The following is a 22,109-nucleotide window of genomic DNA, read 5'->3' on the forward strand; positions in this document are numbered from 1 at the left end:
CTCAGGTAGGCGGCTCTAATAGCAGCCTTGAGCAAGTAACTGGTCAATTTCGGCGTGACAGTAGTTGGTTAAGTCAGCGACAACTGTTTTGGCATCCTTGCCTCGGTAATGTTGGCGTTCAGAGGTTTTGACCCAGTGTGGCCGACCAATGAACACATTGACCCGATGGTAGATTACCAAAGGATGCCAACCATTTTGGTCAAATAAAGGCTCTGACGGATCGATTAGGCTTAATAATTTCAGCGGGACCCCGGCACCATTGCTTTCCTCGCAGGAGGCGATCGCGACAGGCAACACGGCCAAATTCTGAATCGGAGCCCGCAAAGCCAGGTGAGCAAAGCCTCGATGGAACTCTCCAGTTTTTTGAGGATGAGTCGCTTGCACCATAGGCTCTCCTCCTTCAGGAAACACACCAATCATTTGAGGGGACTGGAGTAGTTGACTAGCCTGCCGGAAGAAACTCTGTTGTCGATGTTCCAGCGAATCTAAAGGAAAACAGCCTAATAGTTTGACGATCTCCCGCATCACTGGCACTTGGTCCATATAGTGATGGCAGGCAAACCGAATGGGGCGATTAACTGCGGCCATCAGGATCGGAGCATCCATAAAACTGCGGTGGTTGCTCACTACCAAAACAGCGCTATTCCGAGGAACCAAATTCTCATGGTAGAGAAACATGCGAGTTCCTAAGGCAGTTAGCAGCCAGCGAGAAATTTGCAGTGGGCTATCTGAAGACATCGGAGAAAATAAACGCCTCAATCCTTAACTTAATGACAGTGTTAACATTGCTTTACTCGGCTTGACACATGTCTTAGAGTAGAAACTAACGAGTCTAGCTAAGTAAAGAGTTGCGGCTAGTCCTGCTGCTTCTATCCAACGAGGCAGACTGAAAACTTAATCCGCTTACGAGCTAGAACTCCTTGTCGCGTAAAGTGACAAGGTATAGTTGCTTTGTTTCGATTGATTTAAGGTTCTGTAACCTATTTTAAGTAAAGTTTACGGTTAAGATAGTAAGTAACTTCAGTTTTGTCACCTTAATTATATTTTTGTTTGATTCTAGACTTATTAATTAAAGCTAATTAGCCTACGATCAAAGAGCAAATAAAGGACTTATTTGCAGGTGCTCATGTATGATTAAAAACGGCTTTAGTGTATTGTATTTTTCTCTTCCATGATTTCTATCGATACGAATAAAGAAAAATTTGCTCTTACAACACCTCTTTATTATGTAAATGATTTACCGCATATTGGCAGCGCTTACACCACGATCGCCGCAGATGTAATTGCGCGCTTTCAAAGATTGCAAGGTAAATCAGTTTTACTAATTACAGGTACTGATGAACATGGGCAGAAAATCCAGCGTACGGCTGAAGCGCTAGGGCGATCGCCGCAAGCACATTGTGATGAAGTTTCAGCTGGGTTCTCTCAGCTCTGGCAGCAACTCAATGTCCAGTGCGATCGCTTTATTCGTACCACTGACCCACGTCACGCAGCCATTGTCAAAGAGTTTTTCCAACGGGTGTGGGAGCGCGGCGACATCTATTTAGGCCAACAGAAAGGTTGGTACTGTGTTTCTTGCGAAGAATTCAAAGAAGAGCGAGATTTATTAGAAGGTCATCGTTGTTCCATTCACCAACGCGAAACAGAATGGCGTGACGAGCAAAATTACTTTTTTCGGCTATCGAACTATCAAACAAAACTAGAAGAGCTTTACCAACAGCAACCAGATTTTATTCAACCAGAAATTCGCCGTAACGAAGTGCTCAGTTTCGTGAGCCAAGGGCTAAAGGATTTTTCGATTTCTCGCGTCAATTTAGACTGGGGATTCCCGGTACCCAACGATCCTGGTCATACCCTGTATGTGTGGTTTGATGCCTTATTAGGTTATGTAACGGCTTTGCTGGACCCGGACAACGAACCCACCCTAGAAAATGCCTTAGCCCATTGGTGGCCGATCAATTTGCATTTGATTGGCAAGGATATCTTACGCTTTCATGCGGTTTATTGGCCTGCCATGTTGATGTCAGCCGAGGTGCCCTTACCAAGGCGCTTGTTTGGTCATGGCTTTTTGACTAAAGACGGTCAAAAAATGGGCAAAAGCTTGGGCAACACGATCGACCCAGTGGCCTTGGTTAATCGGTATGGCTCAGACGCAGTGCGTTACTATTTCCTCAAGGAAATCGAGTTTGGCCGAGATGGCGACTTCAATGAAACTCGTTTCATCAATATTTTGAATGCTGACTTAGCCAACGACTTAGGCAACTTGCTAAATCGGACCTTGAAGATGGTCTATAAGTACTGTGATGGCAAGGTTCCCGCTGTCGTGGGCGCAGAGGTTGCTGCTGATCATCCGTTGAAGGCAATTGGCGTAACTCTAGGCGATCGCACGTCCCAATCTTACCAAGCCCTAGCCTTCAGTGAAGCCTGTGAAGCCATTCTGGCCCTAGTGAGAATGGGCAACAAATTTATTGATGAACAAGCTCCCTGGAGTCTCTATAAGCGAGGAGAACAACAAGCAGTCGAGCAAGTCCTCTACTCAGTTCTAGAATCGGTCAGGCTTGCCGCTTATCTCTTGTCTCCAATTATTCCGAATGTCAGTGGTGCCATCTACCAGCAGCTCGGGTTTGCTGTAGATTTTAATGATCGAAGTTTAATTGATGTTTCGCTGCCGTTTGTGACCCATGCTACCTGGGGAATACTACCTGGTAACCAATCCTTAGGTGACGCTAAACCTGTGTTTCAACGCTTAGAGGCTCCGGAAGCAGTGATCTAAGGTCAGTCTAAGCAGACAGTGTTAGCAAACAGTGCTACGGTCATCAATAGGTAAACTAATGAAACATCAATTTTTTTCATAATAAAAAAGAGGTATAACAACAATGTTGAACAATTTAGAAAGCAATACTGTATTCACCCCAGAACAAGTTCTAGAGAATCGGGGTCGAGTGGCCATTTTTATTGATGGCTCTAATCTGTTTTATGCCGCGTTGCAGTTAGGGATTGAAATTGATTACACCAAACTGCTTTGTCGTCTGACGGCGGGTTCTCGCTTATTACGGTCATTTTTCTATACAGGAGTCGATCGCACCAACGAAAAACAGCAAGGCTTTTTGTTGTGGATGCGTCGCAATGGCTACCGAGTGATCTCTAAGGATTTGGTGCAGCTGCCAGATGGCTCTAAAAAAGCCAATTTGGATGTAGAAATTGCTGTAGATATGATGGCCTTGGTCGATTCCTACGATACGGCGGTTTTAGTGAGTGGCGATGGTGACTTAGCCTATGCGGTTAATGCCGTTAGTTACCGAGGTGTGCGGGTTGAAGTGGTCAGCCTTCGCTCCATGACCAGTGATAGCTTAATCAATGTGTCAGATCGCTATATTGATCTGGACAACATTAAAGAAGATATTCAAAAAACACCGCGACAAAGCTATACCTATCGGCCTCTCTCCGGTATTAGCATCGTTGAAGAGCCAGAGGAGCGGTAGGGAAACTGCCAACTCGGCGCGGCGTTAATGGCTGAGAAACGGCCATCTTGGATGAGGCAATCGTTTTACTGCTGTTAAAAGGCGATCGCGAGAAAAGGGCATCAGCGTCTAGAGTGGAACCAGAAGCCTACTGTATAGTCAATTCTGGTATTGAACACTTTGAGAATGCTGATGTCACTGCTGCCTCGCTTGAGACCCTCTAGCTTGCACCGACACCCAATTTACTCCTCGCAGCTTGTGTGGTTGATCTTGCTGGTGGGTCTCAGTGCTTGTGGGGGACCCAAGAAAAGCCAAACGGTTGATAAGCTGGCTCAAGATAGTTCTGCGGTGCAGAATTTTGATAACAACTTGACGTTTAATGATGTCACCCTAGAGCAGGTAGACGAAAAAGGTCAGTTGCTGTGGAAAGTCAAAGCCAAGCAAGCACGCTACAGTAAAGACCAAAAAATTGCTAACGTTCAAAGCCCTGCGGGTGAGTTGTTTCAGGATGGCAAAGCGGTCTACAAAATTCAGGCTCAGAGTGGCGAAGTTCGAAAAGACGGCCAAACTATCCTGCTGAAAGGGCAAATTGTCGCTACTGACATCCAAAGTGGGGCGATCGTCAAGGGTAATGAGCTGGAATGGCAGCCCAAAATCGATCTTTTGCTAGTTCGTAATAACATCACGGGCACTCATCCCCAATTCCAAGCTACGGCCAAAGAAGCCAAAGTATACAGTCGGGCGCGGCGGATGGAGTTTTTTGGTCAGGTAGCAGCTATGTCTAAAGATCCTGCTATGGGCTTTAAGAGCGAGCATTTGATCTGGGAAATTGCTAAGCAGTTAGTAGTGGTTGATAAGCCAGTCCAAATCGATCGCTATGTGGGGACTGTCGTGAGCGATCGCGCCGTAGCTGACCAAGCTGAAGTGCAGCTAAAAAACAAAGTCGCGACGCTGAAACAGAACGCTAAACTATCTGTGGCTGATCCACCACTCGAAATTGCTAGCAATTCCTTGGTTTGGAACCTTAATGACCAAACAGTAGTTTCCGACCAGCGAGTTGATGTGTTGCACCGGGAGCAACTGGTCGCTATCACGGCCAATCAAGGACGTGGTAATCTGGAGCCGCGAATTTTTTACCTGACGGGAAATGTGAAAGGAAACGGACAGCGCAACCAATCCCAACTAGCAGCAGACAACCTCACTTGGTATATCCCGACGCAGCAAATTGAAGCCACAGGAAACGTGGTTTATAGCCAAGCGAATCCACCCTTTAACCTCAAAGGCCCCAAAGCTTCAGGAACTTTGCAAGACCAGAATATTGTGGTGAGTGGTGGCCGAGTAGTGACGGAAATTATTCCCTAAGCTCGAACCTTAAACCTGGACCTTAAACAAAATTTGATTGCGCCTGTCATCGCCTAGTTGAAACTTTTGGTGCAGGGTCGGTGATGCTGCCTTGGGATTGCTAGGAGCAGTTGTAGTTCCCATTAGCTGAGTAGCGGCGGGTTCACTGCTGGAGGCTGGAGCTGAGAAATTGAGTGGTGTATTAGAGCTTGGTGCGCTGTTGGGCGCAATCTCAGCCACAACCGATTGATCGGCTCCCCACTGCTCTAGTAAGTTTTGCAGCAGTTGGTCTTGGCGATTCCGCAACCCGTCTAGGTCTTCGCCTCGGTTTAAAATCGCAAACCAAATTAAGCCGCGATCGCGAGTAGGTAAGGCTCCTGCCAGAGTACTCACATCCCAAAGCGTCCCAGTTTTAACGACTGAGGCGACAGGAATATTGCGGTCTTCGAGCGTACCACCGTCGCGACCAGAGACGGGAAACAAGTCAGCTACACTCATCTGCTGAGGCTTTAAGTAATTTTCAATCGCCATAAACATGGCGCAAACAGCCCGTGGGGAAATTTGATTTTCTGGCCCCAAACCAGAGCCATTAATCAGTTGAATTTCTGCTTGTGGCACCCCCGCAGCTTTAGCAGCCTGAGCGGCAACGACAGGTGCTCCTCCCACGGAAGCAGCTAACATCTCAGCCATCGGATTGTTGCTGTAGATGTTCATCTGTTTGAGGATTTGTGCCAATGGCAGGGATTGGTGCCGTAACAAAGCAATTTGCTTAGGAATCGGCAAGGTAGCGACCTTCACATCGCCCGCGATCGCGACTTGAGGCTGAGGGGTGCCTTTGGGTAAGTTGAGGTGCTGTGCCTTGGCTTCCTCAGACCACAGTTGAGCATTTAACCCTTGCTTTAGCAACGTTCCTGCTAGCAAGGGATCAGTCTCATAGTTCATGGCGAAGTTGCCAGTGATTACTAGGCTGCCTGTGACTTGGCGAATACCCATGCGATTGAGGGTATTGCCGAGGGCGATCGCTTCTTCCCAGACAAAGAAAGGGTCGTTATTGCCCTGAATTACCAAGTCTCCCTGTAACACTCCGTTCTGAATCGGTCCCGTGGCCCCGATCAACGTGTCAAATTGGTGAGCAGGCCCCCAAGTTTCTAGTGCGGCCAAAGAAGTCGCGACCTTGGTTAAAGAGGCCGCAGGTAGGGGTTGCGTTCCTTGGTGATTGGCCAACAGATTGTAGCCCACTTGCACCCAGACCCCTTGGGTCGTCTCAGTCAGCCCTGTGGCGCTCAGACCTTGCAAATACTGTTTCACAGTTGCTTCGCCTGCTGGGTCAGGCTGGGCAGAAAAAACTAGGCCAGGTGTATTCCAAGACGCAAGCAAGCTGTCGGGATTGATGGGTTGTGGCACATGGGCCATTTTGAACCAAAGCGAAACCAACCCAGAGCTGACTAATTCCAGCACTACTGATTTGCCTCCACACGGCTGAAGCTAAAACCAAGACGGAAACATTCTATCTATTACGATGGTGAATAGATAGAATCAGGCCCCAAGGCATGGCAAAACCCGACCAAAATCAAGTTTTACGTCGTTTACCCATTGTTGTGGGCGCTTTGGCAGGGACGTTGCTGCTGGTGAATCGCCTGCTTACGCCCAATTTAACGGATGCTCAAGCTCGTTCTGACGCTTTAGGCGTCATTCTCAGTGCCCTATTGATTCTAACCGGGTTGCTGTGGCAGCGCATTCAACCGCGATCGCCCGATGCTGTGAAGTTAGTTGGTGAAGAAGGACTGGAACTAGCTTCAAACCTGCCAGAAGCGGTGCGGCTAGAACTGGCTTGGGCCTCTCAGATTTTGCTCACCAATACCATGACGCGATCGCTGGTGGTGTTGTATCAGGGGCGCGTCTTACTGCGGCGAGGAATTTTGGCAACCAACGCAGAGGTGAAGCCAGGCCCGATTCTGCAACGGGTCTTAGAGAAGCAAAAACCCGTTTATTTAGTCGATGTAAAAGCTTATCCTGGACGCATTGAGTTTGACTATTTGCCAGAAAATACTCAAGGTATTATCTGCCAACCCATTGGCAATCAAGGAGCTTTGATCCTGGCCGCCAATGCTCCGCGCAGCTATACCAAGCAGGACGAAAACTGGGTGGAGGCGATCGCTGACAAGCTAGACAATACTCTGAGTCATCATTTATCCGTCACTATTTAGAAGTTGCTCAACCTCACGCTTAAACTATGACCGTACTCTATTGGCTGCTTGTAGCTGTGATGGTGCTTGGGGTAATTGGGGCCGTGGTCCCAGCTATCCCAGGCACCAGCTTGATTGTGGCTGCCATCGTGATCTGGGGTGTTATCCACGGATTTGGCACAGTGACCGTTCCCTTAGTGGTGGCGATCGGAGTGCTGGTGGTCAGCATGGGTGTAGATTTTCTGGCAAGCTTTTGGGGAGCCCAGCGCTTTGGAGCCAGCAAGTGGGGCCAAATTGGCGCAGTAGTAGGATTGCTGCTCGGCTTTTTTGGTTTGCTACCTGCATTGCCTTTTGGTGGGCCATTGTTGGGGATTTTGATTGGTCCCTTATTGGGCGCGATCGTGGGTGAATTGATTTATCGACGAGATTTTGTTGTAGCTGTCAAAGCTGGCATCGGGATTGTTGTCGGTTCGTTGATCGGTAACTTAATTCAAGGTTTGCTGGCATTAGGAGCTGTGATTGTGTTCCTTGTGACCACTTGGCCACTGGGAGCAGTTACTTAACCTCAACGCCTACATGTCAACGCCTGGTAGGGGCATCCGTTGCGGATGTGTTGTGGGTGCCTTTTCACCATTGAGGGCATCCCTTGTGGGTGCCCCTACAATAGAGCAAAAATTTTGTGTCTACGCAGCTATCAAGTAGGTTTAGGCGTAGACCTTGCGGTAATAGGCTTGATATTCCTCAGAGAGCAGAGGTCGCCACCAATTGGGGTGGTCTAAATACCATTGCACAGTTTTGCGTAAGCCTGCTGCAACCGTTTCTTGGGGAGTCCAGCCCAGCTCGGTTTTAATCTTGCTGGCATCAATGGCGTAACGGCGATCGTGCCCTGGGCGGTCTTTGACATACGTAATCAGCTGATGGCAAGGACGCACAGGCAAGTCAGGAGCCAACTCGTCCATCAAGTCGCACAGCATGTGAACTAGGTCAATATTTTTGACTTCGTTATTGCCGCCAATATTATAAGTTTCTCCTGGCTGCCCTTGGTGGATCACGGTGTCTAAGGCGCGGCAATGGTCTTCCACGTAAAGCCAGTCACGCACGTTTTGACCATCACCATACACAGGTAACGACTTGCTCAGCAAAATGTTGATACACATCAAAGGAATCAACTTTTCTGGGAAGTGGTAAGGACCGTAATTGTTGGAGCAGTTAGTAATGAGGGTGGGCAGGTTGTAAGTGTGGTAGTAAGCGCGGGCGAAATGATCACTACCTGCTTTGGAGGCTGAGTAGGGGCTGTTCGGAGCGTAGGGAGTGGTTTCGCTAAAGGCTGGATCGTCAGAACCTAAGCTGCCATAAACTTCGTCGGTAGAGACGTGCAAGAAGCGATAGTGACTCGGTTTTTGATGGGCTTCCCAATGGTGACGAAACGCCTCTAGAAGCGTGAAAGTGCCGACAACATTGGTGCGTACGAAAGCACCAGGCGATAGAATCGAGCGATCGACATGGGATTCGGCAGCGAGGTGAGCGATCGCATCAACTTTTTCTTGCTTCAGTAAGGCATCTAGCAACAAGCGATCGCAGATGTCTCCTTGAACAAAGCGAAAATTAGGCCGCTCCTCTAAACTTTCCAGGTTCCGCAGATTGCCAGCATAGGTCAGCGCATCCAGCACAATCACGCGATCTTCTGGATAGCGATCGCACCAGTAATGGACAAAATTGGAGCCAATAAACCCAGCTCCTCCCGTGATGATGATGCGGCGGGGATGACGGCGCTGAGATTTTTGGTCTGCTGTGCCTTTGCCTGTCTCTGTCATGTCGCTTGTTGTCTCCAGGTTACTTAGTTCAGTAAATTTTGTAAGGCTAGTTTAATTTCAGAGGTAGTGGTTGTAGCAGTTCCAAACTGCCGCACCACAATGCTGGCTGCTAAGTTACCTAGAACAGCGGCTTCCCATACCGATGCTCCTGCAGTTAACCCCAGAGTTAAAGCTGCTACGACAGTATCGCCTGCCCCAGTGACATCAAATACGTCAGTGCGGTTAAAGGCAGGAATATGAAATTCCCCCCCTGATTGCTCAAACAGGGTCATACCTGCTTCCCCACGGGTGATCAAAATATTTTGGGCCTCAGTTAAGTCTAAAAGATCACGTCCCGCTCGACTCAAATCCTGAGGAGTCGCGATCGCATAACCAACCGCTTGCTCCGCCTCTGGCAGGTTGGGCGTAAACAACAGGGCACCTCGATAGCGGTTCAGTTCTTTCTGAGTGTCCACAATCGTGCAAGGATGCTGCAAAGCTGCGGCAGTTACCAATTGGGTGAGAGTGCCATCCCCGTAATCTGAACAAACAACTGCATCTACGGTGTCTTGATGTTGCTGAATATACTGCGCTAATTGGAGCTGCAACTCTAGGTCTGGTGGCTCATCCGATTTGCGATCGACCCGCACAATCTGCTGCGTTACTGACTGACGAGCATGCCCAGAAATGCGAGTTTTAGTCACAGTGGGACGCTGGGCATCGACTAAGACTCCTTGAGTATCAATCCCAGCACTGGCGAAAATCTCGCGAATCACCTGTCCTTGCTCATCCTTGCCAATCAGCCCTACCGCTTTGACCTGGGCTCCCAACTGAGCAAAGTTATAGACCGCGTTCGCGCCGCCTCCCGGAACTTGCCTGGTATTTTCATGCCGAATAATCAGCACCGGAGCTTCGCGAGAAATCCGCTCTACTTGACCTGTGAGAAATTCGTCTAGGGTTAAATCTCCCACCACAAGAACCTTCGCCTGACTAAACTGCTCCAAGTAGTGAAACAGTTGGTCAGCCGCAGCGGTTAATTGCTTTGTAAACGAACGGTCTAAAGCCATATCTGCTGAAGCAGCCTAAGCTACCTGGAACAAACTTACAAAATTTGTTACACAAGTTCAAACAAAAACTTAGCTAGGGGGTGCTTCCTCTGAAGGGATATCAGCACAAGTATCACTGCTGTAGTTAAACGGTAGGCTGACTAAATACGGCTGAGACTCACCTGTTCCCTCAAACTCGTAGGCTCTGACTGCTTCTTCGGCCTTTTGGTTGAGCAGTCGGTAGCCAGCACTTTGAATCCGAGCAAGTTCACCCACAATTTTGCCATCAGCATCGACGACAACGCCAAACGTCGCTTGTCCGTTTAGCTTCCGGGAACAGGCTGCTGTCGGGTAGCTCGGTTTTAACTCTAAACGCTTAAAGTCCTTCCCTGTTGATTGTGAGGTTTCCTCAGTCCAATCCGATAAAGTACCGGAGGCTTCCTCGTTGCTGGTACCTGTTGCGTCGTAAGCATAAAGTTCTTGCTGGCGTTGTTGGGCTTCACGCAGTCTCGCGATCGCCTCAGCAGGAATTTTATCTGGTCGGGGGCCAGGGGCAGGGGGAGGTGTGTTTGGGGCAGCAGCCTGCTCCGTCTCTGGAGGCGGAGCCTGAGTCGTAGCTGGAGGAGTGGTTTGTTCTGGTGAGTTGCTAGGAGGTTGGGACTGTGGAGTTACTAGCTCAGAGGGGCTAAGGTCTGTGGGTGGGAAATTGATTGTCTCGGGAGCGCTGGCTTCTAGCTGTGGCAGTTGAGGTAGATTTTGGGATTGTAAGGCCTGAGAATTCTGCTGAATCGCATCTAGACCCGGTTGATCTTGAAAGGCGATCGTAGGTCTGGAAGATTGAGCGGGTTCCGAGATTCTGGGAGCTGGCGTATCGGGAATGGGAATTTGAGTCGTGGGAAGCCCTAAAGGAGCGGGTAGGGGCACGGACGGGGAAAAAGAAAAGCCTGAAGGGGGCGGTGCGAAGAGGGGAAGATTATACGGGGACGAACTAGAGCTAGGCAGTGAGTTAGACGACTGTAGGGACGGCAGGGATGGAAATAGGTTTGTGGTCTTGGGCAGAGGAGGCAAGGAAAGTTGGGGGGTAGCAAAGCTGGGTAAACGGCCTTGTTCTGCTGGCGTCAGCTCCACCAGTTTTACAGGTCTTTGCGCCTCAGATTCGGTGGTTTTTGAGGATAGAGGTAAAACAGGTAGAACAACCCAGAGCAGCCCGTGAACCCCGACGGAGGCAATAGCTGCAATCCCGCTGGGTTGGCGCAATACTTCGGGCAGAGATTTAATCAAGGACCAGTAAGACATAACCGTGACAATCCGCTCCGCTCAAGCATCAACAACCGACATCTCGTTTGGTACTAAAAAAGCACGCACTCAAATCTTAGCCTCAGGACCTTAAACTTTAACTGGCTCATAATTGTAAGGATGAGCGGCTTAAAACTGCACGTAATTCTACGATGGACCCACGATGGGCTGTATGGGAAGACATTATAGTGGCGCTAAAAGTTGCCTATACTACCTGAATTAGCTACCAACAAGACTAGGAGCTGTAACTTGCACAATTAGCAGTGAGAAGTAGGACAGTTGGAGGTTAGGGCGATCGCTCAGATTGGCATAAATTACCTGCTCTGGCAAGGTGGCTCGCTCAACCACATAACTACGATTTAAAAGTTGCTGCTGCTGCAAAATGGCCCATACCTGTTCGTACACAGAACTAACTTTCATCAAAACCACCACATCTGCCCATTGCAGCGCGGTTTCTAATTCTGATACATGGTACAGCGCTGGTAGCACCACGAGCCGCTGCGCTTGCATCGTCAAAGGAATACCTAAAGTCGCCGCCGCAGCTAAGGGAGAGCAAATCCCTGGGATGGTCTGTACCTTAGCTTCTGGGTGGAGGTGTTGCAAACTTTGAGCTAAATATGTGAAAGTGCTGAAAAAGCTGACATCCCCCTCAGAAACAAAGGCTACATCCTGGCCTTGCTGTAAATAGGGCCAAACCGACTTGGCGGCTTGCTGCCATGCTTGTGTCAGCGTGTCTGTATCTTGAACATAAGGAAAATTTAGGGCTAGGCGCACTTGATGGGGCTGTAACCACTCAGCCACAATCTGCTCAGCCATGCCGAGTTTGCCTTTTACTCCTGCTGGAAAAGCAACGACTGATGCTTGCTTTAGTAGGCGTAGCCCTTTGAGCGTGAGAAGTTCTGGATCGCCTGTACCCGCGCCAATGCCATACAAGGTTCCGATTTCGGCGATCGCAGGTTCAGTTGAGTTTGCGAATGCAGCAGTCACCAATTCATCCTTTGCAATAGTCTCTTCTGAGTCTGACATATTCGCTGCTCGTTACTTACGCTTAGTCGATGACGAGCTAGGTTGAACGTTGGCGATAAGTCCTGAGATCTAAATAATTTTTCAGTTCTGCGACCTGCGATAGAGTGGCTGATTCTGGCATCCTTTGTTAATTTAAGAGTTAACAAAACTACACATTAACGAGCCATGAAAAACGTGCAGTACGCGGTAGTTTGGCGGCGACTCGCTACGGTTTTGGCTGTAGCTGTTTTGACTTTGAGTCTCATAGCAGCGATCACAGGAATTTTGCTCGCGTTCTATTACGAACCTACGGCAGGCGGTGCTTATGAGTCCTTGCGACTGATTAACACTGAAGTCACGAATGGTTGGTTGATTCAAAATCTGCACAGCGTGGCTGGCAATGGCCTCATTGTTATTTCTCTCATCCAAATTGTGGTGATGTTTCTCGGAGAGCGTTTTCGTTCCAGTTGGTTAACAGCTTGGATTAGCGGTATTTTGCTGACTTTGACGGCGATCGCCTTAGGTTGGACGGCTATGATCTTGAGCTGGAGCCAACTTGGTTATTGGCGCTTCAAGATTGAATTAGAAACCATCCAAGCCATCCCCTTGATTGGACCTGCCTTACGCGAAATTTTGACAGGTGGTTCAGTCAGCACAGTTACGGTGGAGCATCTTTACACTTTGCACAGCTACTTGCTGGCTATTGGAGCCGTTTTGCTCGCGGTCATTCACCTAGTCAGCTTGTTGTTTCAAGAAAAAGAAGCTAAGCAGGCTGATGTTGGAAGTACCAATCTAGATGCGGAATTGTCCTAAAAGTTAAACATCTCACCTACCTCTCTCAATCAACTTGAGATAGGAGGTGGTACAACTTCTGTCTCCCTAGGCGTTACTTGGGCTTCTACGAAGACAGGAGCTTCTAAGGCAGGTTCGGGAGTTGGAATTTCTTCTACTGCGGCTAATTTCTCCAAGGTGAGGCGAGGCTGGGTGGTGCCAGATAGCAACTTTAGTAGGGTAGGCCGAGGGTCATGTAATAGATAAATAATGCGATCGCCCGCTTCCCACTCTTCCTGGGCAGGCATAATTTGCAAATGGTCATCGCGCTCTAGGAGTATTGGAATCAGCTCACCGGAGCGAATCAAAGCTTGCAGATGAGCCTGCTGAAAAGCAAAACCCTCATCCCGTAGCATCGTCTCGCCCAGCTTGACTGCACCGCTGCTCAAATAGTCGTTCCAAGCTTTGATGGGGAGCTCTGGAACAAAAGCTTGATGCACTTTATGGCTCTTATTAACAGCACTCGCTTGAGGATCGCGTGGGAAAACAGCTAGAACCCGAGGCGGATGAAATTCTTCGGCGGCTCGTTGTGCGAGCACCACATTCACTTCACCGTTGTTGGTCATAGCCAGAAAGGTGCCAACTGAGCCTAGTCCCGCTTCTTCTAGCACTCCAGCATCTAGACCACTGCTAACAAAAACCCGCACATTCTCCTCTGCTGCTAAACGACAGGCTTCAGCATCTGTGTCAATCAAGACTACAGCTTCACCGCGTTCATCAAATAAGCGCGCCAGAAGACGACTGAGAGGACTACAGCCAATAATGACCGCACCTGTCGCTTGAGTGGAGGTAATGCCTAACCAACGAGCGACCCAACCCGCAGACAGACCTTGGACAAAGACGGTCATGAGGATTGTCAAAAAAACTAAGGCCTTAATCGCATCTCCCCCGTTAATCCCGCGTTCGGTCAGCAAAATAGAAAACAAGGAAGCAACCGAAGCGGACACAATACCTCTAGGAGCCACCCAACACAAAAATAGCTTTTGTCGCCAGTTCAGGTTGCTGCTCCAAGAGGTACAGAGCCAAATATTGAGGGGGCGGACGATGAACATCAAGACTAAGACTGTGAGTACCCCACCTGGGCCTAAAGCGAAAATACTAGCGATCGAAAGATCCGCTGAGAGCAGAATAAATAAAACCGAAACTGCCAACGTGGTCAGCTGTCCTTTGAAGCGTCGGATCAAGCGCTCTTCCGGCAGTGAGGATGCTCGCAACATCATTCCAGCCGCCACCGTTGCCATCAAGCCTGACTCACTTCGGAGCATTTGAGCCAAGCCAAACAAGCCCCAGAGCCCCGCTAAAACGGTTAAGTTTTTGAGATCATCTGATAAGAAGCGGGCTCGTTTAATCACAAAGCCTAGTGAAAGACCCCCCACCAAACCGATACCACCGCCAATGCCCAGTCGGAGCATTAAGCCACTGAACACCAGAACTGGGTCGGCATCACCGTTGAGAATGATGTTGAGCACTACCACAGCCAAAATGGCTCCCACCGGATCGATCAGGACGCCTTCGCCTTCCAGCAAGGCTGCCACCTGACGATCAACCTGTACTTGCTTCAGCAGGGGGCTAATGACAGTGGGTCCAGTAACGACCACGAGGGAGGCGTAAAGAAACGCGATCGGCCAAGGAAATTCACTCAGCCAATAAGCCGCAATGCCACCACCGACTAAGGTAATCAGAGTGCCGATTGTCACTAAGTTGCGGAGGCTCCCGGAAACCCGACCCAGCTCTCCGAGTTCTAGATTGAGCCCCCCTTCAAATAAAATCAGCGCTACGAAGAGGGAGACAATCACTTCTAACCCAGTGCCGAGCAAATTTGGGTGCAAGATATCTAAACCATCAGAGCCCAGCAGAATGCCAAAAAGGAGCAAGAAAACGATGCTCGGCACTTTGCAAAATTCGGCAATCACCTGAGCACTGATGCCTGCGATGACTGTAATGATCATCAGCAGTGTAATTTCAAAGGATGCTTCCATAGACGCTACTGTTGCAGGCTTTGGGTCTCTGTCTAGACGCCTTACTGATTTAAGGGCAGTGTCTTATAGCAATGGCAATGTAGAGATGGGTAGCTCGTTTGCCTATCTTTGAAAGTGAGACGCTTCTATAGACAGGGTACAACCTCAACAGCAGTAGGTAGAAATAGGGTTACTGCTTCAGTAATAGATAGTAGAGTTGACCCGTTGAATTTGTCAGGCCCGCGCGATCGCCTGCCTTCACCCCTGTACCCATGAAAATATCAACTCGTCCTGGGCCTTTAATGGCGCTTCCCGTATCTTGATCCAAGACGTAGCGGCTCACGGGGCGTTGTTCTAATTTGCCAGCCACACTTGGCTGGGGCAGCGGGGTGTCAATCAAAGCTAGAGCACCGGGTGGCATGAGAGATTTGTCGGTTGCGATCGATCGCTCAGCCGTTACGGGCACGCCTAAACTACCAGTTGCCGCTGCACCATAGGTTTCTCGAAAGAACACGAAACTGCGGTTGCGTGGCAAATAAACGTCGAGGTCTTCAGGATGCTGATGAAAGTATTCCAGCAAATTAGGCAGTGTTAGGTCTTCCAGACGCATCTTGCCATCTTTGACTAACTCGCGGCCAACTCCGGTGTAAGGATGATTGGTCTTGCCCGCAAAGCCAACGGTCATTGTGCTGCCGTCCGTCATTTGCAGGCGAGCCGAACCTTGCACTTGAATCAGAAATGCTTCTAGGCGATCGCGTAACCAAACCAACTCCAGATTCTTCAGCGGCCCCTTGGCAAATTGCAGCCCATCCTTTCCTTCCAATCGAGCCCTGGTTGGCTGAGGTTTAGACCACTCAGCTAAACCGGGCGGCACCCGAAATAGAGGATAGCGATATTCAGCCGTACGGACGCGGCTAGCAGTATAAGTAGGCTCAAAGTAACCTGTATAGGCAACAGTGCCTTGGTTGTCTTTGCCCACGGCTCGATACAAAACAAACTCCCGCTGCACCGCTGCCTTTAGCTCTGCCGCAGAACGCGACTTTGTCACCAACTGGCGAAATCTAACCAAACTGCGACGCACGCGATCGCGGTTAATTCCGGGCACCGAATGCTTCTGATAATCTGCCGCTGCTTTAGGAGTTTGGAGATAGGCCAAACTATGGTCGATCGCCGCTAATAAAGCTGCCCGATCCCCCGGCTGGCCTGCTTGAGGCCAGATTTTGTCGTCAAGCCCGAGGGAGGTCGGTAGCGAAACAGATGAAGTAACAGGTTGCAGGGGTTGAACTGCAAAAATAGGCTGATGAGTTGCTGTGAGCGTAACTCCAAAACTGAGAGCAACGACAGCAAGCCATCTTTGAGCCTTAGCAAAGCCAGACATACTTTAGGTTGAGTGGAATAAAGAATCTAACGAGCTAGTATCGCTCGACGCTAGAATTGAACACCGGTTCCACTCGAATCGCTATAATCCGCGAGGGTCGGGCCACCATGTACTCGCCCTGAATGTTTTTGATCGGAACACTGATGAAGTCATCAGAAGAGGATTTGGGCACTAGCTCGCCGCTGTACCACTTTTGGAATTCTTGAATGGTAGGGAAACGGACTTCTTCCCGATGGCCTCCATCAAATAGGAGGTGAACAATGAACTCATTCGGGGTTCTAGGCATACTGTCGAAACTATCCTGAATACACCGACATTATTATGGGCTCTGAATCGGCGAAAATCGACAATTCCTTGCGAAGACTTGTTAGAAAGCTAGATTTACGAGAGCAAGCTGAATCGCTGTAACTGAGTTTCTACCAAGCTGGGTAAAGCTTTGCTTAAGTCTTTAGCGTCCTTAAACACTAAGCGATTCTGGCTGGGTAAATCGAAGGGAAACTGCCCTGGCAAATCGGAGCGGTCCATTTGAGCCAAAAGGATCTGTTCGGTGCGCTTGCTTTGCAGGGCATAACCAACCTCAACACAAACCTTAGGGCTCGGAATCAACTGCGGTGGTTCAGCGCTAATTTTAGTGATGGGAGTGCTGTCAGCAACAAAAAGCAAGCTCTGGCGAATTTTCCGCATCAAAGTACTGCTGAGCCGCACTGGTCCTTCTGTCAGGCGATGGGACTCTTCTAAGCTCAGAGGTAAGCGCGATCGCCGATTTAGTTTTTCAATTAGGTCTTGGAGGGCCTCTCTCAAGACATCACTGGATTGGTTGTACTCGGTTTGATAACAGAGAAAAATGGTTGGCTCCAGATGGGCCATCACTTCTTGCTTGGTGAAGTAAATTTCGTGACTGATTAGGTCAATATTCGAGATCGCGTAGCCACCACTCCCTTCGATATAAAACTCGATGGTTTCCCCTTCTAAGTAGCGCTGAAACCAAGCAGAGCGCTTAACTTCTTCAGAGTCTTCTAAGAAGTCAGCTCGCAAACCAGATTTCAGTAGGCTATTTTTACTTAGGCGTAAATCATGGGGACGTTTCTCCAGTTCTCGAATCGGCTCATACTGCTGGAGGTACCAGGCTTTCAGGGCAATAATGGCCATGATACGCGTTTACCTATTGGCTGGAATTTCTATAAAGATAACGACAATAACAGAAAGTTTAAACGACAACAACACCCAAGCCTTCACTGAGTAACTTCCTTTGGTTCATCGATCATGGGCAGAGTTACCTTGATTGAATTAATTCACAATCAACGACAGAGCTCCCAATTAGCCAATTGATGAGGAAGTATCAGTATCACACTTGAGTGCTGTTGCGACGATGCGAGACAGATTTTGTAAAAACAGCGCTTTTTACCTCTTGCTGAATGGACACTTGGCTGTTAAATCTGCCAGGGAAGCTTAATTGCTTCACTTATCAATATAGCGTCTTCGATTCTGGAAGAAAGACGGTGAGACTAAAATTTACTCCTCCGAGAGTACCTAGTAGTTTTGAGCGTTACGAAGCTTCAAATTCTTACTCTAAAACGCTTATGGCAGCTTCAACTATTGAGCCTGAATTCAGTTCAGGCTGCATGAAATGAGTGAGGTTAACTGAAAATAGTTGAGCTAGCTTTATGAATTGAGATTTTTAGCTATTAGCGTAAAAGTAGTGAGAACTAAAACATTTAGGTTTAAGAAAGCTTTAAATAAGCAAAAAGATAAAGTTTTGCTTAGCTAATTCAATAGCTTATTGCAGACTATTGTGTGATGACGAAAAGTCTAATGAATTTACAGATTCGGTGTTGATCTTTTGCAGCGGTCTAAAGAATCAACTATTAAATCTATGGGTTAAATGAGACATGGGTATCTCTGTCTCAAAATCGTTTCGGCTCTTCTTGTAGCCAAGGTTCTAATTGGATGACAATCCTATATAAACAGTTAGCGTTTAGTGGATGCAGCAGCGCTAATTCTTTGCGGAAGGGCTGCGATCGCTCGACTGCTTACTGAACAACTAACAGTAGCGCGTTACGTCTTCACCACATTTGTCTGCCAAGTAGCAAAGCGCTCGGAACCGTAGACCTACCACTTCCTCGTACAAAGGATTGAGTTTGCACATGGGAGGAATATGAAACAAAGTGCGACCAAACAGTTTAACGTCACGCTCAAAGGGGCACTGAGAAGGGATGAGTTGGCAAAGCCGATGAGCTAGAGCTGGAGTCGCAACTTCGACTTGCTCTAGCCATTGACGCATGGGTTGCCAAAAATCAAATTTAGCTTTTGCAGGGGGGCGTAGAGGGCTTGCTGTCGTTTCAGAGTCTTGACTGGAGGAGAGCCAAGTCCAGCTAACCAGGGCCAAATTTTCGGATGTGCATTCAGAAGTATTCATACTGCCTTTCCTGTGAATTAGTAGATGGTATGGAACCCTGCTTGCAGCTACAGCCCCTCAACGGGAAATATCGGATCAGCTGAGAAATGGTTGAGTAGACTTTGAGAAAACTGAAGAAGCGCTTAACTGAAGTTGGGCTTTCATCTATTCCAACACTGCTATTGTGTCTAAGATCCGGACAATCCTGAGTGAGCGATTTCACGGAAGTTTTGTGAATGTCCTCTCTCTAGTTCAGTGACTTCCGTAAGGATACGCCTATGACGGTCATCACCAAAATGGACTGCCATAAAAAAAGAGATAGGGGAAGCATGTTCCTCGCCTATCTCTACTTAGGTTTGCAATTTTAATTTTATGCAGCGCTACGACTCAGCCGCCTGCCTGCAAAATAACGGCCAGCCTCTAGGAAGCTACTTTGGCAGTGGAGCGCCGACGATTTGTGGTCACTTTTGCGGGTGGCTTCTCAGGATTTTGCATCAGGAAGACCAAAAGTGGCTTGCTTTGCAACTCACGCCGCAGCAGTCGCTGTACGGCTGACTCAATCTGCGCTTGTAATCCTACCCAATCGACTTCAATCTGATCGTCTTCTAACGACTGCACAAATTCCCGCCAGCGATCGCTCAACACGCTCTCAATTGCCCGGTTAATCAGCTTTTGCAGTAGCGATCGCTCCAGGGTAGTGACTACGCCGCGCAGATGTACTTCCGGCTGAGTTAACAATTTGCCGTCCCAACCGACTGTGGCAGCCACGGTGACAACACCATCTTCAGCTAGGTGCTGACGCTCTTGGAGGACGTTTGCATTGACGACTCCAGCCCGATCCACTAGCTCAATCCCAGAAGGTACCTTGCCCGCAACTTGAATGCTCTCCGGAGCCACTTCAACCACATCACCGTTATTGATGATGACCATATTTTCGGCAGGAATGCCCATGCTTTGAGCCGTTTGAGAATGCTTAACTAGCATCCGGTGCTCGCCATGTACGGGTAAGAAGAACTTAGGCCGAGTTAGGGCAATCATTAGTTTCTGGTCTTCCTGGCAACCGTGACCAGAGACGTGAATCCCTTGCTCGCGACCATAGATCACCTTGGCCCCCTGGATCATCAACTTATCAATCGTGTTAACCACGGCGATCGTGTTACCAGGGATAGGGTTGGCAGAGAACACAATCGTATCCCCGGGGCGCACCTTGATTTGGTTATGTTCGCCGTTAGCAATTCGAGTCATGGCAGACATGGGTTCGCCTTGAGACCCGGTTGTCAAGATCAGTACTTGCTCGGGAGGCAAATGTCGGATTTCTTGAAGCGGCTTGAACAAACTATCTTCACACTTGATGTAACCCAAATTCCGCGCATGAGCAATCACGTTCAGCATGGAACGGCCAATCACCGAAACAAAGCGGTTACGTTTCTTGGCCAACTCCAAAATCATGTTGATGCGATGCACAGATGAGGCAAAGGTAGTAACGAGTAACCGACCTTCTGCTTGGCTGAAAACGCGATCTAAGTTTGGGAAGACAGAGCGCTCAGAAGCGGTGAATCCAGGCACCTCAGAGTTGGTAGAGTCGCTGATCAGACAAAGAACGCCTTTCTCACCATGCTCAGCTAGCTTTTGGATATCAAAATGCTCGCCGTCTACGGGTGTGTGGTCAAATTTGAAGTCACCTGTGTGAATCACTACACCTACAGGGGTATGTAGGGCTACGGTATAGCTGTCGGCGATCGAGTGGGTGTTGCGAATAAATTCTACAAAGAAGGACGAACCGATCCGCACCATATCTCTAGGACGAACGGTACGCAATTCAGTTCTGTCGGCGACTCCTGCTTCTTCTAACTTGCCTTCTAGCAAAGCCATGGCTAGGCGAGGGCCGTAAATGACAGGGATGTCAAACTGCTTGAGGTGAAAGGCAATACCGCCAATGTGATCTTCGTGACCGTGAGTTACGATCATGCCTTTAATTTTGTGGCGATTTTCCCGCAGATAAGTGGTGTCGGGCAAAACGATGTTGACACCATGCATGCCATCGGTCGGGAAAGCCAATCCAGCGTCTAGCAGCAGAATCTCATCATTGATTTCAAAAACGCAGGTGTTTTTGCCAATTTCATGGAGGCCACCTAAAGGAATAACTTTGAGAGCAGGAGCTGATTGAGTTTGAGTCATGTGTATCCTTAGTACGAGTTTTTTACGAATGTGTAGTTAAGGCAAAAGAGTTGATGAATAGGCCAGTAAAGCGGTGCAAAGTCGAAAAAATGGCTAACTGCACTGGAGGCTCATGGCGGGTCAAAAACTTTTCTAAAATCAAATGTTTGTCAAGAAATAGCCTTACTCAAAGGGAGTAATGAAATATCAAGACATTTGCTAGAACTACAGTGATTCAGAGAGGGTGTGGTTAGAATATTTAGTTGTCTAGAAACTTCAGGGCGATTGCCCTACTCAACTCAGCCAGGATGCTAGAGCAGAGCCAACTCAGCGAGAACAGTCTTCAAGGCTGCGACAACATCGGTGGGTGGATCACAGAGCGGTAGCCGGGAAGGGCCTACCTCCCAACCTCGAAGTTTCATAGCTGCCTTGACAGGAATTGGATTTGTCGTCAAAAACAAAGCCTTAAATAAAGGGAAGAGGCGCAGATGAATTTGTGTGGCTGCCTGAACTTGTCCTTGTTCAAACGCTTGAATCATTTGTTGCAGTTCTGGGCCAACGATATGGCTGGCAACACTGACTACACCTTTAGCTCCTACAGCAAGCAAGGGTAAGGTCAAGGAGTCGTCCCCTGCATACATTGTAAATTCTGGAGGGGTCAATCGTCGAATTTGACTGGCTTGATCTACGTTACCACTGGCTTCCTTGATTGCCACAATATTAGGAATGTCAGCTAAGCGGGCCACGGTTTCGGGTTGTAGGTTTTGCCCCGTCCGACCTGGCACGTTATAGAGCATTAAAGGTAGATCAGGACTTGCTTGTGCGATCGCCTTAAAGTGTTGGTAGAGCCCTTCTTGGGGTGGCTTATTGTAGTAAGGCACAACCTGCAAAGACCCGTCTAAGCCTAGCTTCTCGGCTTTTTGGGTGGCAGCGATCGCTTCTTGGGAAGAATTCGAGCCAGTGCCTGCCATTACCTTAGCTTTGCCTGCGACTGCCTTTTGCACTACCTGAAACAGCTCGTACTCCTCATCCCAACTGAGAGTCGGAGATTCGCCTGTAGTGCCACACACAACCAGGGTATCTGTTCCATTATCGGCTAAATAAGCTGCTAGTTGCTCTGCAACAGAATAATTAACCGTGCCATCTGCTTTAAATGGCGTGAGCATCGCAGTGAGAACGCGTCCAAAATCTACCACGCTCTTTCAACTTCTCCTCATGATGAATAGGTCAGGAATTTTTAGCTGTGAGTCAGCAGTTGTCCT

General features: G+C 48.7%; 19 protein-coding genes. 6 read left to right on the top strand and 13 right to left on the bottom strand.

Annotation, left to right across the window (positions count from 1 at the left end):
* Positions 1 to 15: 15 nt before the first annotated feature.
* Positions 16 to 738 (bottom strand): 1-acyl-sn-glycerol-3-phosphate acyltransferase, encoded by a 723-nt coding sequence (locus H6F72_RS17570; protein ID WP_190438315.1) that lies wholly within the window; start codon positions 736 to 738, stop codon positions 16 to 18.
* A 433-nt stretch (positions 739 to 1,171) separates the two neighbouring features.
* On the opposite strand from H6F72_RS17570, the gene metG reads away from it, so the two are divergent.
* From metG to lptC, 3 genes are all read left to right on the top strand, one after another.
* A complete protein-coding gene (gene metG, locus H6F72_RS17575) occupies positions 1,172 to 2,773 on the top strand; it encodes a methionine--tRNA ligase (protein WP_190438318.1) in 1,602 nt (533 codons plus the stop codon).
* A gap of 103 nt (positions 2,774 to 2,876) precedes the next feature.
* The gene (locus H6F72_RS17580; RefSeq protein WP_190438321.1) at positions 2,877 to 3,482 is read left to right on the top strand and encodes an NYN domain-containing protein; all 606 of its coding nucleotides are present in this window, start codon (positions 2,877 to 2,879) and stop codon (positions 3,480 to 3,482) included.
* A 171-nt stretch (positions 3,483 to 3,653) separates the two neighbouring features.
* On the top strand, positions 3,654 to 4,823 hold the full coding sequence (lptC, locus tag H6F72_RS17585) for an LPS export ABC transporter periplasmic protein LptC (protein WP_190438323.1): 1,170 nt from the start codon (positions 3,654 to 3,656) through the stop codon (positions 4,821 to 4,823).
* A 9-nt stretch (positions 4,824 to 4,832) separates the two neighbouring features.
* Here lptC and H6F72_RS17590 read toward each other — a convergent pair whose 3' ends face one another.
* A complete protein-coding gene (locus H6F72_RS17590; protein ID WP_190438326.1) occupies positions 4,833 to 6,260 on the bottom strand; it encodes a D-alanyl-D-alanine carboxypeptidase in 1,428 nt (475 codons plus the stop codon).
* A 92-nt stretch (positions 6,261 to 6,352) separates the two neighbouring features.
* Between H6F72_RS17590 and H6F72_RS17595 the strand changes: the two genes are divergently transcribed.
* Positions 6,353 to 7,009, top strand: a complete 657-nt coding sequence (locus H6F72_RS17595) for a cofactor assembly of complex C subunit B (protein ID WP_190438329.1) — start codon at positions 6,353 to 6,355, stop codon at positions 7,007 to 7,009.
* A gap of 26 nt (positions 7,010 to 7,035) precedes the next feature.
* Positions 7,036 to 7,551: a DUF456 domain-containing protein gene (locus tag H6F72_RS17600; RefSeq protein ID WP_190438331.1), complete on the top strand. Its 516-nt coding sequence runs from the start codon at positions 7,036 to 7,038 to the stop codon at positions 7,549 to 7,551.
* A gap of 141 nt (positions 7,552 to 7,692) precedes the next feature.
* Here H6F72_RS17600 and rfbB read toward each other — a convergent pair whose 3' ends face one another.
* From rfbB to H6F72_RS17620, 4 genes are all read right to left on the bottom strand, one after another.
* The gene (gene rfbB, locus H6F72_RS17605; protein WP_190438335.1) at positions 7,693 to 8,802 is read right to left on the bottom strand and encodes a dTDP-glucose 4,6-dehydratase; all 1,110 of its coding nucleotides are present in this window, start codon (positions 8,800 to 8,802) and stop codon (positions 7,693 to 7,695) included.
* Positions 8,803 to 8,825: 23 nt separating this feature from the next.
* Positions 8,826 to 9,848, bottom strand: a complete 1,023-nt coding sequence (gene rfaE1, locus H6F72_RS17610) for a D-glycero-beta-D-manno-heptose-7-phosphate kinase (protein ID WP_190438338.1) — start codon at positions 9,846 to 9,848, stop codon at positions 8,826 to 8,828.
* A 69-nt stretch (positions 9,849 to 9,917) separates the two neighbouring features.
* The gene (locus H6F72_RS17615; protein ID WP_190438340.1) at positions 9,918 to 11,123 is read right to left on the bottom strand and encodes an energy transducer TonB; all 1,206 of its coding nucleotides are present in this window, start codon (positions 11,121 to 11,123) and stop codon (positions 9,918 to 9,920) included.
* 219 nt (positions 11,124 to 11,342) lie between these two features.
* The gene (locus H6F72_RS17620) at positions 11,343 to 12,149 is read right to left on the bottom strand and encodes a precorrin-2 C(20)-methyltransferase (protein ID WP_190438343.1); all 807 of its coding nucleotides are present in this window, start codon (positions 12,147 to 12,149) and stop codon (positions 11,343 to 11,345) included.
* A 165-nt stretch (positions 12,150 to 12,314) separates the two neighbouring features.
* On the opposite strand from H6F72_RS17620, the gene H6F72_RS17625 reads away from it, so the two are divergent.
* Positions 12,315 to 12,941 carry a cytochrome b N-terminal domain-containing protein gene (locus tag H6F72_RS17625; protein ID WP_190438346.1) on the top strand — a complete coding sequence of 209 codons (627 nt, stop codon included), beginning with the start codon at positions 12,315 to 12,317 and terminating at the stop codon, positions 12,939 to 12,941.
* 29 nt (positions 12,942 to 12,970) lie between these two features.
* Here the strand turns inward: H6F72_RS17625 and H6F72_RS17630 are convergent, their stop codons facing one another.
* The 7 genes from H6F72_RS17630 to dapA all read right to left on the bottom strand — a co-directional run bounded on the left by H6F72_RS17630 (position 12,971) and on the right by dapA (position 22,043).
* A complete protein-coding gene (locus tag H6F72_RS17630; protein ID WP_190438349.1) occupies positions 12,971 to 14,938 on the bottom strand; it encodes a sodium:proton antiporter in 1,968 nt (655 codons plus the stop codon).
* A 169-nt stretch (positions 14,939 to 15,107) separates the two neighbouring features.
* Positions 15,108 to 16,295 carry a murein transglycosylase A gene (locus tag H6F72_RS17635; RefSeq protein ID WP_190438351.1) on the bottom strand — a complete coding sequence of 396 codons (1,188 nt, stop codon included), beginning with the start codon at positions 16,293 to 16,295 and terminating at the stop codon, positions 15,108 to 15,110.
* Positions 16,296 to 16,329: 34 nt separating this feature from the next.
* Positions 16,330 to 16,581, bottom strand: coding sequence for a hypothetical protein (locus tag H6F72_RS17640; RefSeq protein ID WP_190438355.1), 252 nt, complete (start codon positions 16,579 to 16,581; stop codon positions 16,330 to 16,332).
* A 95-nt stretch (positions 16,582 to 16,676) separates the two neighbouring features.
* Entirely contained in the window at positions 16,677 to 17,444 is a 768-nt protein-coding gene (locus H6F72_RS17645; RefSeq protein ID WP_190438359.1) for a hypothetical protein, read from the bottom strand.
* An 892-nt stretch (positions 17,445 to 18,336) separates the two neighbouring features.
* Positions 18,337 to 18,711, bottom strand: coding sequence for a Mo-dependent nitrogenase C-terminal domain-containing protein (locus tag H6F72_RS31175; RefSeq protein WP_190438362.1), 375 nt, complete (start codon positions 18,709 to 18,711; stop codon positions 18,337 to 18,339).
* A 399-nt stretch (positions 18,712 to 19,110) separates the two neighbouring features.
* Positions 19,111 to 20,868, bottom strand: a complete 1,758-nt coding sequence (locus tag H6F72_RS17655) for a ribonuclease J (protein ID WP_190438366.1) — start codon at positions 20,866 to 20,868, stop codon at positions 19,111 to 19,113.
* Between the two features lie 290 nt (positions 20,869 to 21,158).
* Positions 21,159 to 22,043 (bottom strand): 4-hydroxy-tetrahydrodipicolinate synthase, encoded by an 885-nt coding sequence (dapA, locus tag H6F72_RS17660; protein WP_190438368.1) that lies wholly within the window; start codon positions 22,041 to 22,043, stop codon positions 21,159 to 21,161.
* Positions 22,044 to 22,109 lie beyond the last annotated feature (66 nt).

It is taken from the genome of Trichocoleus sp. FACHB-46 (genome assembly GCF_014695385.1).
Lineage (GTDB): Bacteria > Cyanobacteriota > Cyanobacteriia > FACHB-46 > FACHB-46 > Trichocoleus.